At 56.4% G+C, this 17,638-nt stretch carries 14 protein-coding genes and 2 pseudogenes; 9 read left to right on the forward strand and 7 right to left on the reverse strand.

All coding sequences use genetic code 11. The features are described 5' to 3' along the window. Positions 1-565 precede the first annotated feature (565 nt). From HNR03_RS01660 to HNR03_RS01675, 4 genes are all read right to left on the reverse strand, one after another. On the reverse strand, positions 566-2,470 hold the full coding sequence (locus tag HNR03_RS01660) for a fatty acid desaturase (RefSeq protein ID WP_259150327.1): 1,905 nt from the start codon (positions 2,468-2,470) through the stop codon (positions 566-568). Between the two features lie 162 nt (positions 2,471-2,632). After that, a complete protein-coding gene (locus tag HNR03_RS01665; RefSeq protein ID WP_259150328.1) occupies positions 2,633-4,081 on the reverse strand; it encodes a coniferyl aldehyde dehydrogenase in 1,449 nt (482 codons plus the stop codon). A 24-nt stretch (positions 4,082-4,105) separates the two neighbouring features. Then, on the reverse strand, positions 4,106-5,752 hold the full coding sequence (locus HNR03_RS01670; RefSeq protein WP_259150330.1) for an AMP-binding protein: 1,647 nt from the start codon (positions 5,750-5,752) through the stop codon (positions 4,106-4,108). Between the two features lie 38 nt (positions 5,753-5,790). Further along, positions 5,791-7,389: a GMC family oxidoreductase gene (locus HNR03_RS01675; protein ID WP_259150331.1), complete on the reverse strand. Its 1,599-nt coding sequence runs from the start codon at positions 7,387-7,389 to the stop codon at positions 5,791-5,793. A 95-nt stretch (positions 7,390-7,484) separates the two neighbouring features. Between HNR03_RS01675 and HNR03_RS01680 the strand changes: the two genes are divergently transcribed. Then, positions 7,485-8,558 carry an AraC family transcriptional regulator gene (locus HNR03_RS01680; RefSeq protein ID WP_259150333.1) on the forward strand — a complete coding sequence of 358 codons (1,074 nt, stop codon included), beginning with the start codon at positions 7,485-7,487 and terminating at the stop codon, positions 8,556-8,558. Between the two features lie 643 nt (positions 8,559-9,201). On the opposite strand, the gene HNR03_RS01685 is transcribed toward HNR03_RS01680, so the two are convergent. From HNR03_RS01685 to HNR03_RS31710, 3 genes and pseudogenes are all read right to left on the reverse strand, one after another. Then, entirely contained in the window at positions 9,202-9,738 is a 537-nt protein-coding gene (locus tag HNR03_RS01685) for a LasR-specific antiactivator QslA (protein WP_259150336.1), read from the reverse strand. 177 nt (positions 9,739-9,915) lie between these two features. Next, positions 9,916-10,292, reverse strand: a pseudogene (locus HNR03_RS01690) (aldo/keto reductase); the annotation flags it as partial. 180 nt (positions 10,293-10,472) lie between these two features. Beyond that, positions 10,473-10,754: pseudogene (locus tag HNR03_RS31710) on the reverse strand (hypothetical protein); the annotation flags it as partial. Between HNR03_RS31710 and HNR03_RS01700 the strand changes: the two are divergent. The 8 genes from HNR03_RS01700 (at position 10,710) to HNR03_RS01735 (ending at position 17,441) form a co-directional block, all read left to right on the forward strand. Continuing rightward, positions 10,710-11,690: an AraC family transcriptional regulator gene (locus HNR03_RS01700; protein WP_259150337.1), complete on the forward strand. Its 981-nt coding sequence runs from the start codon at positions 10,710-10,712 to the stop codon at positions 11,688-11,690. The pseudogene HNR03_RS31710 and the gene HNR03_RS01700 sit on opposite strands and share 45 nt — an antisense overlap. A gap of 180 nt (positions 11,691-11,870) precedes the next feature. Next, entirely contained in the window at positions 11,871-12,626 is a 756-nt protein-coding gene (locus HNR03_RS01705) for a hypothetical protein (RefSeq protein WP_259150338.1), read from the forward strand. Positions 12,627-12,735: 109 nt separating this feature from the next. Beyond that, on the forward strand, positions 12,736-12,966 hold the full coding sequence (locus tag HNR03_RS01710; protein ID WP_259150340.1) for an AlpA family transcriptional regulator: 231 nt from the start codon (positions 12,736-12,738) through the stop codon (positions 12,964-12,966). A 4-nt stretch (positions 12,967-12,970) separates the two neighbouring features. Next, on the forward strand, positions 12,971-13,813 hold the full coding sequence (locus HNR03_RS01715) for a ParA family protein (protein WP_259150341.1): 843 nt from the start codon (positions 12,971-12,973) through the stop codon (positions 13,811-13,813). An 85-nt stretch (positions 13,814-13,898) separates the two neighbouring features. Beyond that, positions 13,899-14,108 carry a hypothetical protein gene (locus HNR03_RS31715; RefSeq protein WP_007900988.1) on the forward strand — a complete coding sequence of 70 codons (210 nt, stop codon included), beginning with the start codon at positions 13,899-13,901 and terminating at the stop codon, positions 14,106-14,108. Positions 14,109-14,122: 14 nt separating this feature from the next. After that, entirely contained in the window at positions 14,123-15,709 is a 1,587-nt protein-coding gene (locus HNR03_RS01725) for a ParB family protein (protein WP_259150344.1), read from the forward strand. Continuing rightward, positions 15,706-16,254 (forward strand): DUF2857 domain-containing protein, encoded by a 549-nt coding sequence (locus HNR03_RS01730; RefSeq protein WP_259150347.1) that lies wholly within the window; start codon positions 15,706-15,708, stop codon positions 16,252-16,254. The genes HNR03_RS01725 and HNR03_RS01730 overlap by 4 nt, the downstream gene beginning before the upstream one ends. Beyond that, a complete protein-coding gene (locus HNR03_RS01735) occupies positions 16,251-17,441 on the forward strand; it encodes an STY4528 family pathogenicity island replication protein (protein ID WP_259150348.1) in 1,191 nt (396 codons plus the stop codon). Before HNR03_RS01730 ends, HNR03_RS01735 begins: the two co-directional genes overlap by 4 nt. Positions 17,442-17,638 lie beyond the last annotated feature (197 nt).

Genomic DNA, 17,638 nt, shown 5'->3' on the forward strand with positions numbered 1-17,638 from the left:
TCAACCAACAACTCATCCGCGATTCTGGTGCCAACTAGTAAGATGCAGCATGCCACTCCTAAATCAAGAATGCAGCGCGACAAGCTTCCAAGGGATTAAGCTCTGAACGCAACAATCTCGAGAAGATCAGTCCCGGACAGTGATGCTGCCAAAAGACCCAATACACACCATATGGAATCCGGTTTAGATCGCTCACCGATCAAGTTGGAGACGAACACCGACACGAAAGCCAATACAGCTAGCAAACCGTGCGCAGTTCCAAACAAGGAAGGAAACCGTATCCGCAATGCATTTAGCGTTGCCACTACTACAGCGCCGCATGCGCCTGCGACGAACAACATGAAAAGCCATTGCACCAGGCTTATTTTTATTTTCCTTTCGCATAGTTATCGGCCAGGACAATTACCACCGTGCGTGAAATTATCACTGCTCCCCCTTATAAGGAGGACTCTTTGAGTGTCGGAAGTGCCCTCGTAGATCTGGCATACTCTCTGGCATCGGACCATATCCGCTCTACTGGAAAGCTTTGTTCAGGCATCCGCCCTGTCATAAATACAGTGTTGACTTAGAGATCAAGCACCAGAGGCGCTTCCCCTGTCGCCCTGGATACGCAGAGAAGAATCTGGTTTCCCTTCTCGCGTTCTGCTGTCGTCAATACTGCATCGCGGTGCTCGATATCACCGGAGAGGACCCGGCACCGGCAGGTGCCGCAAACTCCCTGCCGGCACACCGTATCGACAGAAAGACGCTCGCGCTCCAGGGCATCAACGATGCTCTCACCAACGTCAACCCTCAACTGCCGGCCGCTGCGGGCCAACGTTATAGTGAAGGGCTGATCAGGGGAAGAAGGACCGCGCGCGCTGAAGTTCTCGGTTGCAATTGCGTTCGCCGGCCAGCCAAACTTTACAGCGGCCGCCTGGACACGCTCCATGAATCCAGCCGGTCCGCACAGATAGACCTGATCGCCATCTTGATATTGGCCAAGCGTGTCCGTGATCTCATTGTTTTCAAAACCTTTACCTTCGTCGCAATGCAGCTGGATACGTGCTGCAAATGGAAAGCTTCGAATGGCCTGGCCGAATGGAACATGGGCCTGAGTACGTGCAAAGACGTGAAGCGCAAAGTCCTTCTTGGCCTCGGCGAGGGCATAAGCCATCGAGATCAGAGGAGTCATGCCGATGCCGCCCGCGATGAGGACGTGTCGTCCGTTGGATATCTGCAATGGGAAATTGCTGCGTGGGATGCCGACTTCGACAACCGTACCCACTTGTAGACGTGCATGCGCCGCAACGGAGCCGCCGCGCCCGTTAGCATCACGCTTGACCGCGATCTGCCACTGCCCCGTGCTGCCCGGCCGACCGATAAGCGAGTATTGACGAACCAAGTCAGGATCGAGCCGCACGTCGATATGGGCGCCGGCCTCATAGATCGGCAGCGGAGTGGGTGATGCCGATTCGAACGTGAACAAGCGTATATCCTGAGCGATATCCTCGGTCGCTACGATCGTCGCCAAGCGCCACGGTGTCTCGGTGTTCCGGATGGCATTCTGGCTCCACCCCCCCCAATAACCCCGAATAGGCGGAGAGCGCCGCAACAATTCTGTCTTCGTGGCACGCCAGCCAGCATTCAGCCTGTACCAGGGGATTTGTGGGTAAAGATGGTGGATGAGATGGGCGTTTTGACCGAGCATCAATGGGTCGAGCCATTTGTTGTTCAGGATCGCGGTCGCATGGATCGGATGCTCCCGCTGCTCGACGCCCGGCGGGTGCTGGATGTGCGCGAAAATATAGAGAGTTAGCAAGAGAGCGATGCGCTGTGGCACCCACCAGATCAACATCCATTCGAGCGCCCAAGGAGATGCAATCCAAAAGAAATACCAACTCGCCATCAGGGAAACGCCCAAGAAGAAACGCACATTCTGAGCAATCGACCACTGGTTGAAGCGTTTCAGGTACCAGTAGATCCAATGAAGCTCTAGAAAACTTCCAAAAAGGAAGAAACCGGATAGCGAACCGGTTGCGCCTTCGTCTGGGTCATCGGAGTGTTCTCCCGTCGACTTGTGATGGGCCAAGTGAAGCATTCGATATACAGCCACTTCAAATCCAGGAAACAGGAACTGGCCGCTGACGGTACTCACTACATCGTTAATGAGTGGGTTGCGCGAGACAGCCCGGTGCGTTCCGTCATGCAACGGCGTGAATGAGGCGTACATTGCCAGCACATTGATGATCATGCCGAGGGGGATGGGCATCCAGCCCGCCAGCATACCGTATGACGAAAGACCGAAAGCTATGACGCAGCCCAGGAGCAGGCACAACGTCGGCAGCGGACATAGAGGGATAGTGTGAAGCGCTTGGAGTTGAGGGGTGGCGCGCAATCTTCCTGCCATTGCCCAATCTTCCCGGGCTTGGTCCGCAAATGCCGACTCCGGCACTCCGCGACCATCCAGAACGGTTGTTTGTTGAAACATCTTTTCTGTCTCCATATTAAGTTGGAGGTAAGGAACGCTCCCTTACACTACTCAAAACAAGGGGCGGTCCACCCGCGAGTTAGCTGAGCCATATCCCGCCCTCCCGGCACCAGTGGCCGGCGAACACAAAGCATGTGTCGAGGGTGTGCGTTATGATGAGGCTCAGCCTTTGAACCGGATCAGCAAGTTCATCAACTTGATGGCCCGACCGGCGTAAGGCGGCTGGAACAGCGCCTGAATGGCCGAGAACCGTCCTTGGTAAAACACCGGGCGCAGTTTCGAGAAAGTGTTGAACCCCTCGCGCGAGTGGTAGTGCCCCATGCCACTGGGGCCGACCCCGCCAAAAGGCAGGTCATGTTGAGCCACGTGCAGCAACGCCTCGTTGACCCCCACGCCGCCCGACATGACGCGCGAGATATAGAAGTTCTGCAATGCCTTGTCGTTCGTGAATGGATAGATCGCCAGCGGACGGTCGTGCGCATTGATGTAGTCGGCCACCTCCTGCGCGTTGCGGTAAGTGCGAACCGGCAGGATCGGGCCAAAGATCTCGCGCTGCGATAACTGCATCTGCGGCGTCGGGTCGAATACGAGGTGCGGCGCGAACTTTCGCAACGCCACATTGGGTGTTTGGCCTTCGGCCAGATTCACCAGCCTGGCCCCCTTGGTACGTGCATCCTCCAGCGTGGCCGTTAGGCGGACATAGGCCCGTTCATCGATGATGGAGGTGTAGTCGTTCCCGTTGATATCGGGGAAGCGTTCGGCGAACAGGCGCTTGCAGTGTGCGGCGAACTCTTCGGTGGCTCCCTCGGGCAGAAACACGTAGTCGACGTTCGTACAGATCTGCCCGGCGTTGAACATTTTCACCCACATGATCCGCTCGGCAGCGGTCTTGATGGAGAAATCCGGTCCCACCACAGCAGGAGCCTTGCCACCCAACTCCAGCGTCACCGGCGTCAGGTTGCGTGCAGCGTTGGCCATCACTGCGCGACCGGTTGCGCCGGAGCCCGTGAACAGCAGGTGGTCGAAGGGCAGCGACGAGAACGCCGGCCCGCGGCCGCCACCGTCGTCGAAGAAGCGCAGCTTCTCTTCCGGGAAATACTGAGGACTGATCTCGATCAGCAATGTTGCCAGATGACGCGAGTTCTCTGACATCTTGATCATGGCTCGGTTGCCAGCTGCCAGGATTGCGGCCAGCGGGCAGAAAGACAGGTTAAGCGGGAAGTTCCAAGGTACGATCACGCCGACCACGCCCAGCGGCTGGGGAATTACGCGGTTCGAAGCACCGGGATACATCATCACGTCGATGTGGCGACGCTGCGGCTTCATCCAGATCTTGAGATTTTTTTTGGTGTCCTTGATAGTCTCGAGCACCACGAAAAATTCGGCGAACAGGGTTTCGAACTCCGAACGATTTCCGTAGTCGAGGTTGATCGCCTCAACAAGGCGGTGGCGGTTTTCCTTTAGCAGCCTCGCCAGCGCGTCCAAGTCGGCCATTCGCTCGGCGTGCGTTGGCCCTGCATACTTGAGGTGGGCTGCGCGCTGATTGTCAAAGCACTGCTGGAATTCGGCAGGCATATGAAGCTGATTGAATTCAGGGTTGTGAGCGTTCATGTGAGCTCCTCGCGAATGTTGGTCTCAGACGGTCTGGCGTAACTCACGCCGAAGAATCTTGCCCACCGTGGATTTGGGCAGGGCCTCGACGAACTCCATTAGCTTGGGCACCTTGTAGGCGGTGAGCTGACGGCGGCAATGCTCAACGATCTGCTCGACGCTTATGTCTTCGCCGGGTGCGCGCACCACATACAACTTCGCTGCCTCTCCGGTTTTTTCGTCTGGAACTCCTACACAGGCGCACTCCAAGACACCGGGGCAAGCCGCGGCCACGCCCTCGATCTCGTTCGGGAAAACGTTGAATCCGGAAACGATGATCATGTCCTTCTTGCGATCGACTAACTTCAGCAAGCCGTCAGACGTGAACAGGCCTACGTCACCTGTGCGGAAATAGCCATTGGTCGTGAACGCTTCGGCATTTGCTTGCGATTGCTGCCAATAGCCGCGCATCACTTGCGGCCCCCTGACGCAAACCTCTCCTGTATCGCCCTGTGCGGCCTCGGCACCATCTTCCTTGAGCAGGATCACGTCCGTGGAGGGAAGCGGTACGCCGGTGGTGCCGTTGTAGCGCTGGGCAGAAGCAAGGTTGAAGCTGATCACGGGGCTGGTTTCAGACATGCCATAGCCCTCGCGAATGAAACAGCCGGATAATGCTTTCCATTTCGTTGATGTCGGTTCGAGAATGGCAGAGCCGCCGCCCGCGCTCATGCGTAAACGCGAGAAGTCGATCTCCTTCACGCGCGGATGCGCTACGACACCTGCAAACAGCGTGTTGACGCCGGTAAAAACAGTGCAGCGCGAGGCCTTCAACACGTCGATGAGGCCATTCATGTCACGAGGGTTAGGCACCAGCCAATTCTCGGCACCCACCGAGAAGTAGGTGATGAAATTCACCATCAGCGCGAAGATGTGGTATAGCGGAATAGCAGTGACAATCACCTCTTCGCCAGGGCGCAGGTTGTCTGCCACTACGGCCTTGAACTGCTGCACGTTGGCCACCAGGTTGCGGTGCGACAGCGCAGCGCCTTTGGACAAGCCGGTGGTGCCGCCGGTGTATTGCAGGAACAGGAGATCTTCCCCGCCCAACCCCACCGGCACGAAGTGCAGGCTATCGCCGTCTGCCAGCGCCTGCTCAAAGGAAATCGTGCGCTGTAGACACGCATCGACCGGGGGGCTGGACAGCGTCGCCGCAGTACCATCACCGGGGCTGATCGTCACGACTGCCCGCAACAACGACTGAGCCCCGGACTGACTCACCACCTCTGCCACTGTGGCCGAAACGCCATTGAAGACGATGATGATTTCAGCGCCAGCATCGCGCAGCTGATGCTCCAGTTCTCGCGCCGTGTAAAGCGGGTTGACGTTGACCAACACCGCACCGGCGCGGACGATACCGAGAAAAGCTATAGGGTAGGCCATGAAGTTCGGCGTCATCAATGCGACGCGGTCGCCCTTGCGCACACCCAGGCACGACTGAAGGTAAGCAGCGAAGTTGCGCGACAGCCGATCCACATCTCGGTAGCTCAGCGTCTGACCGAAGCACTTGAACGCTGGCCGGTCTGCGAACTCGACCATTGCCGCTTCCATCATGGCCAGAACCGACGGATAAACATCGGCATCAATTTCGATTGGCAAGTCGCCATAATTCTCATACCAGGGACGTTGGCTCATGGACATATCCTTAAAAGACTTTGGACAGATGGAGGCGATTAGCGCACTGAGCGGATCAGATCCACCGCTTTCTCGGCGATAGCGATGGTGGCAGCGTTGGTGTTGCCACCGACCAGCGTGGGCATGATGGAACCGTCCACTACACGCAGGCCATCCAGGCCATGCACTCGCAGTTGAGGGTCGACGACGGCCATGGGATCGACCCCCATCCGGCAAGTCCCCACTGGGTGATAGACGGTGTCAACGCGAGCACGCAACACGCGGCGGATGTCGTCGTCAGTACGGACGTCTGCTGTAAACAGGTCTTTGTGTCGCAAGCTTGCCAGCGCGGGCGCATCCATCAACCTGCGCGTGAGTTTGAAGCCCTTGACCAGGGTCTCCAGATCGTCCTCATGCTGAAGAAATGCAGGGTCGATCTCCGGTGCCTGACGCATATCCGGTCCCTTCAATGTGACCTGCCCACGGCTCTTCGGCCGGAGCACGCAAACATGGCAAGAGTAGCCATGCGCGGTACGCAACTTACGTGCGTGATCGTCGACCAGACTGATGAGGAAGTGCAGTTGCACATCCGGCGCGGACAATGAAGGGTCCGTTTTCAGGAACCCACCACCTTCGGCAAAGTTACTGGTGAGCATTCCTTGACGCGAGCGTAGGTAGCGGGCGATCTCGCGCGTCATACGCACCGAGCCACCAAGAGAGATTCCCATGAGATCCAGGCTCTTAGCTGCGTAGCCGAAAACGAAATCAGGATGATCCTGCAGGTTCTGGCCCACGCCCGGCAGATCGTGCAGCACCTTCACACCTACCTCGCTCAAATGCTGCGCGGGCCCAACCCCGGAGACCATCAGCAATTGCGGCGTGTGAAATACCCCTGCGCTTAGGATCACTTCCTTACGAGCGCGGTAGATTTTTTCCTGTCCTGCATGCGTGCAGACCACGCCCACGGCACGTCGCCCTTCAAACAGGATCCGTGTCGCCTGAGATCCAGTTACTACCCGCAAGTTGGGGCGGTTACCGATGTGCGGGTGTAGATAGGATCGTGCGGCACTCCAGCGTTCACCGTTCCTCTGCGTGACCTGGTATATGCCGATACCCTCTTGTTCGGCACCATTGAAATCGCGCGTTACTGAAAAGCCGGCCTGGCGAGCGGCATCAAGGTAGGTCCTGTGGAACGGATTGCCTGTTCGCAGGTTAGCTACGGGCAAGGGCCCGCCCTGACCGTGATACTCGTCTTTGAAGTTGGCGTTGTCCTCACTACGCAAGAAGTAAGGCATCAACTCGTCGTATGACCACCCCGGATTGCCCAAGGCCGCCCAGTGGTCATAGTCGCTGCGGTGTCCCCGTATGTAGACCATCGCATTGATGGCCGACGAACCGCCGAGCGCCTTGCCGCGCGGCTGATACCCTCGGCGCCCGCCGAGACCAACCTGTGGCACGGTCTCGAACGCATAGTTATTGATACTGGTAGGTAACATGGCGACGACGCCCACTGGCGCCTTGACGAGCTGGCTGTCTCCAGTGCCTCCGGCCTCAAGTAAGGTGACGCTAGTGCCCGGATCCTCACTGAGGCGCCCGGCAAGAACGCATCCTGCTGAACCTCCGCCGACTACCACATAGTCATGTTCACTGTTGATCATGCGTGCCTCTGTATTATTTTTATTTTTGACACTTGTATCTTTTCGGACGCCCCCTCTGTAGTCCAGTGCTGACCCTGCCAAAGATTTGTCATAAGATGCCACTATTGACACGGAAAATTGGCTATTTTATGAAAAAAGGCGACCCAAAAACGCCCACAGTTGCGAACTCGCTTTCGGCCGATGAGCAGCGTAGCGCATGGTTTGAGCCCAGCCTTCATTCAACCTACTTCCAGATCTTTTCCAGGCTCCTGTCCAGCCGCAGCTTGGCGGCACCACGTCCTTTCGTCGGACAGGCGCGGTTGCTGCCACTGCTGGATTTCCTGCCACTGCTGGATTTAATCAACGCGCCCAACGCGCCGGACGCAGGGATCGATTTGGGTTACGCCATTCCTGCTGCGGCGCACGGTCCAATGGGGATGGCTGCGATCTCCAGCACCAGCATTTGGCATGCGATGCACACCATTGCCCTGTATGCGCCGATACGCAGCCGCATGTTCAACTACCACTGCGCGCGCACGCAGGGCCAGGCCAGTCTGGTGATATCGCAGCGCATGCCACTCGGCGGTTACTCGAGGTTCATGCAGAACGCGACGCTGTATGCCCTCTTCAATATTTTCCGATCCATCGTCGACGAGGCAACATTGCGCGAGAGCACTATCGGACTGCCATGGCCACCGTCTGTGGCCCCCGGTCGGTCTGTTCTTGGGGAACCCTGGTGTACACAACATGGCAGCCCGGACTTGGCAATCCGATTCAAAGTTTCAGTGGTCGACCGGCCCCTTGAGACTGCCGATGCCGACCTGTACAAACGCATTTGCAGTGCTGGCGACGAGGAATTGATCAAATTGTCGGGAAGTATCAGCGCGAAGGTGCGCCACCTGATCCATCTGGCCGAGCCTGAGTGGCCAACGCTGATGGATACTGCGAAGACCCTGGGGCTGTCGCGCCGGACGCTAGCGCGCAGACTCGAAAGCGAAGGCAAACAATTCCAGGACATGCTGGATGAAGCCCGCAACGAACTTGCCTGTTGGTACCTGCGCCAGACGTCGCGCAGTTTGAGTGAGATTGCCGAGTTGATCGGTTTCAGCGATCAAGGCAACTTTTCTCGAGGATTTCGCAGATGGCAAGGCGTCACACCCAGCGAATACCGCCGATTCTTCAGGCCTTAAACCTCATCGGTTGCAACTCGGGGATAATACACAGTGAATCGCCCCGCCTGTCCTAAGCTTGCAGATAGTTCGAACGGCGTAGTTAGGATTTTGGGGACCAGATATTGTGCTCCGCCGCTCCAAAATGCGACTGCAAAATCAAGGCTTTCTCTTCGGAGATCAAACGCATCAGCGATTTCTTGTATTCAACGGTACCACGAACATCTAAAATCATTTTTTCTGAAATCAATCAATTGCAAAATCAATAACGCAAACTGCTACCGGGTACTGAGGCAATAATGCATCTACTGATCAAATTTCCTATGGCGTAAAGTTCGAAGCTGCAAGCAATACGTATCGATCTGAATCAAACAATAGTTAAGCCAGCGTCAGTCAAACCATCACTTACCGTTTTACCAACTGCAGTAATCGACTCCGATCTTCCGCTAGAGTTCACTGCACATTATCCAGACTTCTTTGATCCGCTCGTTTATTAAAGGCTTCCTCCTGCAAGCTTTCAGAAAAAAGCCGCCATCCGCTTGTGCCCGACCAACCCCGCCAGCCAGCCGGACAACTCATTGTAAAAGAATGGAAATGCACCGACCGGCACGATCAAAAATTACTGGATCAGAGGGTTTGGTGGATTCAAACGTCAAAGTCCGCCTCAAGCATCACTGCTGGTTGATTGGGCGGTGGCGGCTTCACGGCGCATGATCAGCGTCTGCTGCAGCCGTAGCAGAAAACCGGTTTCGAACGCATCTTGAGGATCACCTGGGCGATGACGCTTTCGGCTGTGCGCCAGTGCCCACCATAGCGGTAGTGATGAGCCGTCAAGCCAGGTCTGCGCACAACGAACACCGTCCTCAATCATCGGGCCGAACTCATTGTCCCATGGGGTTCGAATACCGGGACAGCCTTCGGCGGACGGGACAGAGACGAACTCACCGATCTGTTGATGAACCCGTTGAGAAGGGATACCCGTCAGATATTGGAACGCCTTGTCAAACAACACTGCGGCATCGTCTAAGAGCTCTACCGCCAGCTCAACGTCCCGCGGAAAATGAAGCAGGATGCTCTGTGCTCCATTAAGCCTAAGCGTGGCAGCCTGTCTTAGTTTTATTGCGGCATCTTCAAGGGTAAGCGATGCGGTATCGATGGTGTTCGGTTTGGGAAGGCTGATTAGAAGCGAGAGATCAAACATCACGGAGTCCTCCGAGATAGTTTGCGGCACGATCCAAACGGCCAGGGTGGCGCACGAGCTTAAGAGGGAGGTATGCCATTTTCCTTGTCTCCTCGGACGAGTAAAAAACTGCCATCAGTCGTTTGACGGTAAGCCGTCCTTAACTTGTCATACAGTCGCTGGGGTACGCTTGACTACTCACGAAGGAACCGGTGCTTGAGCATCGATCAAGCTCTGGCTCTTCAGGTCCTCCCAAAAGGCTGCCGGAATACCGACCTTCATACTTGTGCATTGGAATCTATCTGCCCCGACGAACGCGCCCCCGAAATGATCGCGACACTTGCGGATGTGCCGCTGCGAACTGCAAGGCGGCAGTATGGATGTCGATGCCATGTCGGCTGACAACACCCATGATTCGCGCGCTTCTCTACCACTTCGGGAGGTAGATCCTGGCTAAAGTTATATCGGCTGCGCCCTCCCAAAAACCCATCCCTCAGAGGTGTTCCAACCACGACACTGGTGCCCTTTCTTCTCAACGCCGGAAATGTACTGCGTAACGCATCAGCGTGCTCAAGTTGCCGATCTGCGTCCCGCCCATACCAAAGCGTTGAGGCGACATGTATCTTAGGGTATGCAAAGGCAAATTGAGGGGTATACCCTTCTGTACGCATCACGCTTCCGCGCTCTGTCAGTGAAGAGGTCGCTGGGACTGTAGCCTGCGAACTTGCGACACTCGATACTGGCAGCAAAGCGGCTGCAACAGCATTAGCCGCCGAATAGGTAAGAAAATCTCGTCTGCCCATCCAACTTTCCTTTTGCGACTGAGGCCTCAAGGGCTCATCTAAACCGATCTTCATACTAGAAACTAGAACAATGAGGGGTCGCCGGGTGACCCTAATGCGCCATATTTTTTGCACAATCCTGCCGATGCACTTGTGCTGGTCACGCACTCTCAGCAAACTCGAATATTCCGTAAATAGGGGGCGCATGTGATGACGAGCGGTTCCTTCTCGCAGTTTGGTTTTGGCCATGCGCATTCCCTGGCCTTGAGCGAACCCGCTCAGCCCAACGAACGACTCCAGGCACTCAGACGGCTTATCGAAAAAGTCACCTTGCAGATTGGTCTGAACGAGGTCTGCAAAACATCGATTCAAGACCTGACCTTTTATCGGATGGTCGAGCTAGGTACGCCCACGTACTGCGTTTATGAACCTTGCATGGCAATCATTTTGCAGGGTGCGAAGGAGATCACCTTCGGCGAGGAGGTCTGTGAATTCGGCCAGGGGGCGTTCTTCGTCACATCGGTTGATATTCCGACACTGGCTCGCGTCACCGCCGCTAGCGAGCAGACCCCCTATTTATCCGTCGTGTTGAAGCTCGACCTTTCCATGCTCAATGAGGTGATCCAGACCCAGGCACCGCCAAAGCAAGAAATGACATCTGAAGCGCGAGGGTTTGCAGCCGGAGCAGCGTCAAGTGAGATGCTCGACGCGTTCGCTCGACTCGCCACGCTGATCGAACGGCCGCTTGAAGCAGGCCTGATGTTGGACCTTATCAAGCGGGAGATATGTGTTCGGCTGCTGCTCAGTGGGGCGGGCCGGTGGTTATACAGCGTCACTCGTGATGGTTACCGAGACAAGGGCATCGTGAGAGCCATTGAATGGTTGAAGCATCACTATGACAAGCCGCTGCACGTGGCCGAGCTTGCCGAACGATCGGGCATGGCCAGCTCTACTCTGCATCACAACTTTCGCAAGCTGACTGGCACCAGCCCTATTCAATATCAAAAATCGTTACGGCTGCAAGCCGCGCGCAGCCTGATGTTGATCGAGCGGGTAGACGTGAACACCGCCGCCTTGCGAGTCGGCTATGAAAGCGTCGCTCAATTCAGCCGCGAATATGCCCGGCGTTTCGGAGCCCCACCCTCGAAAGACATCAAGCATGCACGGAGAAATAGTGGGCGGCCCGACTAGAAGCGCCACGCGTTGGTTAAACCACGCTGCTCCAAAGTGACTGATCAACTCAATCAGAACGGAAAATACTTGCTCAGAATCTGGGAAATACCGGACAGCAACCGCACGGAAGCCTAGGTCACTTCAGTAGATCTTTAGACAGTACCTAGCGGGTCTGCCCTTTGACAGGAGGCTACCTCTATGTACGGACCTAATCCCTATAGCGCTGATGAAAAGCTGTTCTACAGACCCATAGAAGCGGCTATACGTTGGTGTGGCTTGGTGAATTACGAAGCTAGGATTCTCGAGTTGACGTGGGATTACCCTGAGCGTCTCGTCTCGGCTTTCCCGCAATGGCCCTGTTTATACAAGAACTTAGAGAAAATTTTGGATGCAGTCCGAAACCAGGAATTGCGTTATGGGTTGCTCGGCATCACCGTTTCGCCCGGTACACCTGTCGATCTCAAACTGCTGACCATCCGGCACTCGGATCTAAAGTCGTGGATGCTTCATCACTATCCGGATGAGCGTCCCTCTTTTCTTTTTCACGAAATTAAACCTGACCACGAATCGATACGGTATGGTACATACCTGATTTTGCTAGCTGATAGGGACGCCCTACAGGTGCAGCTAAAATCTACCGAGACAAAGCTCCAGGAGCTCTTGGCAGAACTGGAAGCTGCTGGGTTGGAGCGAGAAAATCTTCGCTCCCTTGCCGACTCGGCAAAAGAGATCAGCGGACAGACTAAAGCCGGCTTTCTCAATGTCATTGGAGCTCTAGTCAATACCATGCTTAGCTCTTCTGAAAGCGGAAGACGGCATTCGATCTTCGATAGCCAGGCATCTATAGTCAATTCTATAACCGCGCACTACGGCGAGGTTCCAGGACTGAGTAAGCGTTCGCTAGATGAAAAATTTGCGGCAGGCCGACGTAGTCTTGCACAAGCTAGGCGGTAAGGATTGCGCTGCAATAACGTCAATTGCATTGCAATGACTAATCTCATTTTCTGGTATTGAATCCAGGTCACTTCCCACCAAATGCCAACTGGCGCTAGGAGTGACCACCATGTCCAATCAATCTTCCCCCATCGCTGAAATGTCGCAATCACAGATCGAACGCCACATCATGCGGCGCGACGAGGTAGAACGAAAAACCGGCTTCAAGCGTGCGCACATTTACAACCTGATGAAGGAAGGGAAATTCCCGCAGGCCAAGCGCATTGGATTGCGTGCTGTGGGCTGGGATTCGCTGGAGATCGAGCGGTGGGTCACCGAACGTTTGGCGCAGCAGGGCTGACGTCATGCGTGTGGTATCGATGGTTTCCACCAAGGGTGGGGTAGGCAAAACCACAGTAGCCGCCAACCTCGGCGGTCTTCTGGCGGATGCGGGCCTGCGCGTTCTGCTGCTGGACCTGGATAGCCAACCTACCCTCTCCAGCTATTACACCTTGAAACAGAAGGCTGATGCGGGTGCATACGAGTTCATCGCACTCAACCTAACAACGCCTACACAGATTGTTTCCAAGACGGCCATCCCTGGGCTCGATTTGATCCTTTCCAACGACGATCAAGGCCGACTGAGCACCTTATTGCTGCATGCCCCTGATGGGCGACTGCGTCTGCGCAATTTGCTGGATGCCTTCCGCCCCAGTTATGACCTGCTTTTGATCGACACCCAGGGCGCACGTAGCGTGCTGCTGGAGATGGCCATCCTCGCCTCCGACCTCGCCCTCTCCCCCATCACACCGGAAATGCTCGCCGCCCGCGAATTGCAGCGTGGCACCTTGAAGCTACTCAGCGAACTCAAACCATTCCGCCACCTGGGCATTACACCGCCCCCTTTGCGATTGCTACTGAACCAGGTGAATGTCATTCGAGTGGACACCCGGATGATCATCCGTGGCCTGCACGAGACCTTCGCTGGGGCTACCCACATATCGGTTTTAGACACTGCAGTTCCAGACCGAGTGGCGTATCTCAACGCCGCCTCCCTCGGCTTACCGGCCCACCGAATCGAGACGTGTCAGCCACACAAACGACGCTCGCCATCCGCGCTGCAAACCATGCAAGCGCTGGCCATTGAGTTGTTTCCGGAATGGCGCGAAGCGATCTCTACGGTGAACAGATACACGGAGGCTCAATGAGACGAAACACCATGTGGGCATTTCTTGCCAAGTCATTTTGTTTGATCGACCTTGAGGCCAACAGCGTTTGGCAAGGAGTCTTTTGATGTTGGATCAACTTCCCATCATCGTTCAACCATCCATTCGAATACACCACCCACCTTGCGAGGAATACTGCACCGTGGTCTTTCGTCTGCAGGGTGGGCGCTCGGCCATGGGCTGGTTCCTCGCAGAACTTTCCCGACACTTCGAAGGTTCGGGGACTGCCGAGATCGTCAAGTTCGAGGTTGGTGACCATTTGCGCAACCGGCGTTAGCTGAGGTTGTTCAGATGAAGAAGCTCAGTCAGGAACAGATCACCGACAAGCTGCACCAGGACCACTTCCCTCGCGGCCCAGAGCTGGAGCGGCTGTCCGATCCACTCATCGACACACCTATGTTGGTCACTCTGGAGCAGTTGCGGCCCTACGAACACAACCCGCGCTTCATCCGTAATCCGTTATATGACGATATCAAGGCCTCCATCCGTGAACGCGGGCTAGATCAACCTCCGCCGATTACTCGCCGTCCGGGAGAAACCTCTTTCATCATCCGCAACGGCGGTAATACTCGCTTAGCGATTCTCGGCGAGTTGTGGCAGGAAACCCGCGACGAGCGCTTCTTTCGCATTCATTGCCTGTTCCGCCCCTGGACCAATGAAATCACCGCCTTACTCGGCCATCTGGCTGAAAGCGATCTGCACGGCCAACTCACCTTCATCGAACGGGCTCTGGCGGTAGCCAAGCTCAAAACCATGCTCGAAGCAGATGGCGCTGCGCTCTCGCAACGTGAGCTGGCACGACGCCTTGCCGCTGGAGGCTATCCGATTTCGCAGTCGCACATCAGCCGAATGCTGGACAGTCTCGAACACTTACTGCCCGCCATTCCACAAACCTTGTATGCCGGATTGGGTAAGCCCCAGATCGAACGCCTGATCGGCCTACGCAGCCAGGCAGAACGAACCTGGAACCGTTATCCAACCGCCCCCGTTGCGTTCGCCGATTTTTGGCTCGAGACTCTGAGTTACTTCGATGCCGACCCCGAATCCTTCGATCTTGAGCAGCTCCAGGATGATCTGCTCGAACGCATGAGCCACTTGCTCGGACAGTCCTACCGTATGTTGGCCTTGGAACTGAGCGACACCCAACGGGTCATCTCGACGCCTGGCGTTGCCTTCACAGCGCTCTCGGAGAATATCCATCTGCCGAGCATTGACGAAGCCTCGGCAGGAGCTCCCTCCTCCGAGCCCCATTCCAAATCAACAGATGCCAGACCCCAGACCGAGCCAACGCGAGAGGAATTGCTTACGCCGCCTGAAGCGAATGTCGTATCAGCTGTCAGTCCTCCGTCACGCGTTCAACAGATTCGCGAACAGATCGATCGCGAGACCGCCACCGACGCAGCATCTTCGGTCGACACCTATGCGATCGACGACATCTGGACCATCGCACCAGCATTGGATAACCCCGAACAACTGCGATCCGCCATTGCCACACTGGCGCGGGAAATGGCGGCCTATGCCGGACATCCCGAGAGCATCATCGACCAGCAGCATGGCTTGGGCTTCGGCCTGAACATCGAGCGAGTTGATCTTGCAGTGCCTCGCGCGACCGGCGTTCACCTACTGCTCCTGGCCCTGTTGCGCGCTCATGACAACGTGAACTGGGAGGATCGCAAGCAACTGCCCTCGGCCCTGTTCGGCCAGCTGTTGCTGGGGATTTACCAACTGCCGTTGCCAGACCGTCCCGCCATCGATGTGGGACTGGAGCGGCTGTCCGACAGGCTGTTAATCAAACTGTATCGCCTGATCCGTTTGGCCCGGCGTCTGGTCGACTTAACGCTTACCCCTGAAGATGAGTCAACGAAGGAGCTGCCATGAACCTGTCCTTCAATGTGCTCAACCAGGCCATGCTGGCCCAGGTGCTACACGAGTTGCGCCAGGGCAACCTGCAACGCTGCAAAGCACTCGGACTGGGTGAGGATGACATCTACCTGTTGCAGTCCTTACCACCCACTACGCTGTCACGCCTGGCCCATGCCACTGTACCCTGGGTTGAGGTCAAGATTGACTCACCGGTGCTGCATCGGTTGATCGAACAAACTGAACGCGACGAGCAGAACGAGCGATTGATCAACCGAGCGCTCAAGCTCGGCGCCAGCAGCACCATCATGTATCAGTGCTTCGGCCTGGCGCATTCGGAAACCGCCCTGCGTCGGCGTCTGCTCAAGATAGAAACCCGTAAGGGCCGTCCTCAGCATTTGAGCGAAGCTCAGGAACATGCGCTCTGGCAGCGATGGTGCCAGCTGCGCGCGCAAGATGGTACCGAGGATCAGCTCGACGCCATGATGCTGCTGGCGGAGGAGCAACAGATCAGCTTGACCATCGTTTGGCAGCAGATCGACCAGTACAGCAACAGAACATGAGCTCTGCCCCTTCCAGTCGCTGGCAGCGTGTCCTGCAGCAATGCACACAGCAGTTGAGTGGACGTTGGCCCGCAAGCCCCACCACTGAACATCCCTCCAACCAGGCCCTGCAGGCGGGCTTTTTGTTCAGTGGCCAATCTCACGAAGTCGTGCCACGTCGGCTGATGTTGGATAGTCGGCTGACGCCATTGGAACGGAATGCCTGGCAGGTGTTTCGGCTCATGCTGCACGGTCAGGGCGTGGTCACACCGCGCTATGAGGATTTGCAGCCTTACCTGTCAAGCGTGCCCTACGGTGCGTCAGCCTCCCGTGAAACCATTGCTCGGGTGTTGACGATGCTCAGATTGACGCGCTGGCTCAGTTTGGTGAGTCGTGGACGCGATCAGCTCAGCGGACGTCTTCAAAGCTCGCTGTACGTTCTGCACGATGAGCCGTTAACCCCCGCCGAAGCCATGGAACTGGATCAGGATTACCTAGCGCTGGTCGGACATGCCCTCGGGCATGCCACCAAGGCGGTACGTATTGTCGCCCATCACGTTGTGGAAGAAGTCCACCAAGACACGAATATTGATCGGGATCGATTACCGACGCGGCTCGACAGTTGGGGCGAACTTTGGGCGCAGCAAGGATTGTATCCCGCAACCGATGCCGCTCGGCACGATTCCGAACCGGGAGAAAATGCCCTCGTTCGGAATCGTTCAGGCCCTCGTTCGGATTCCGAACCGAGTCTGAACGCCAGTCTTTCCGGCACCGTTCGGAATCCGAACGCCGCCTGTACTGTATTAAAAGAAAGTATTTGTACAGTACCGCGCGCGACGCCAGCGGTGGATAACCTGCGCTGGCCCGCTGCGCTGCACCTGAGTCCAACCGAGCGTCAGGCCGTCGCCGTGGCGCTGAACAAGCTTAAACTAGGGGATCGGCAGGCGGTGCTCAACGAAGCGGGGGCACGGTGTGCGGCCGGTGGAATCCGCAAGCCAGCAGCGTATCTGATGGGCCTGATCCAGCGTGCACTGAAAGGCGACTTTCGGCCTTGGGCAGCTCAGGCCGAACCATCACCCATTGCAGAACCGCCCCCACCCGCCCCCTCGCGGCCGTCTCGACAACAGGGCGAACCCGCTTCTGCCCTTGCCCAAGCGTGCCTGAATGAGCTGCGCCAACTGCGCGGCAAACGCGGTGGACGTCAGTAGATTTGATGCCACTGGCATCAAATCCATGGAGTTCCATTCTCCGAACACGTCGGACCAAACTATGAAACTCTTAGGGAAAAGCCGGGACACCCTTCCCACTGACGTCTCCATAGTTAGCCCTCTTAAACCAAACCGAACAGACCGCATTCAGCTTTTTGGCTGTCCTTGACCCTCATCTGTCGCAACGTTCCCGTCCA

The sequence above is a fragment of the Pseudomonas sp. JAI111 genome (genome assembly GCF_024809425.1).
Taxonomy (GTDB): Bacteria; Pseudomonadota; Gammaproteobacteria; order Pseudomonadales; family Pseudomonadaceae; genus Aquipseudomonas.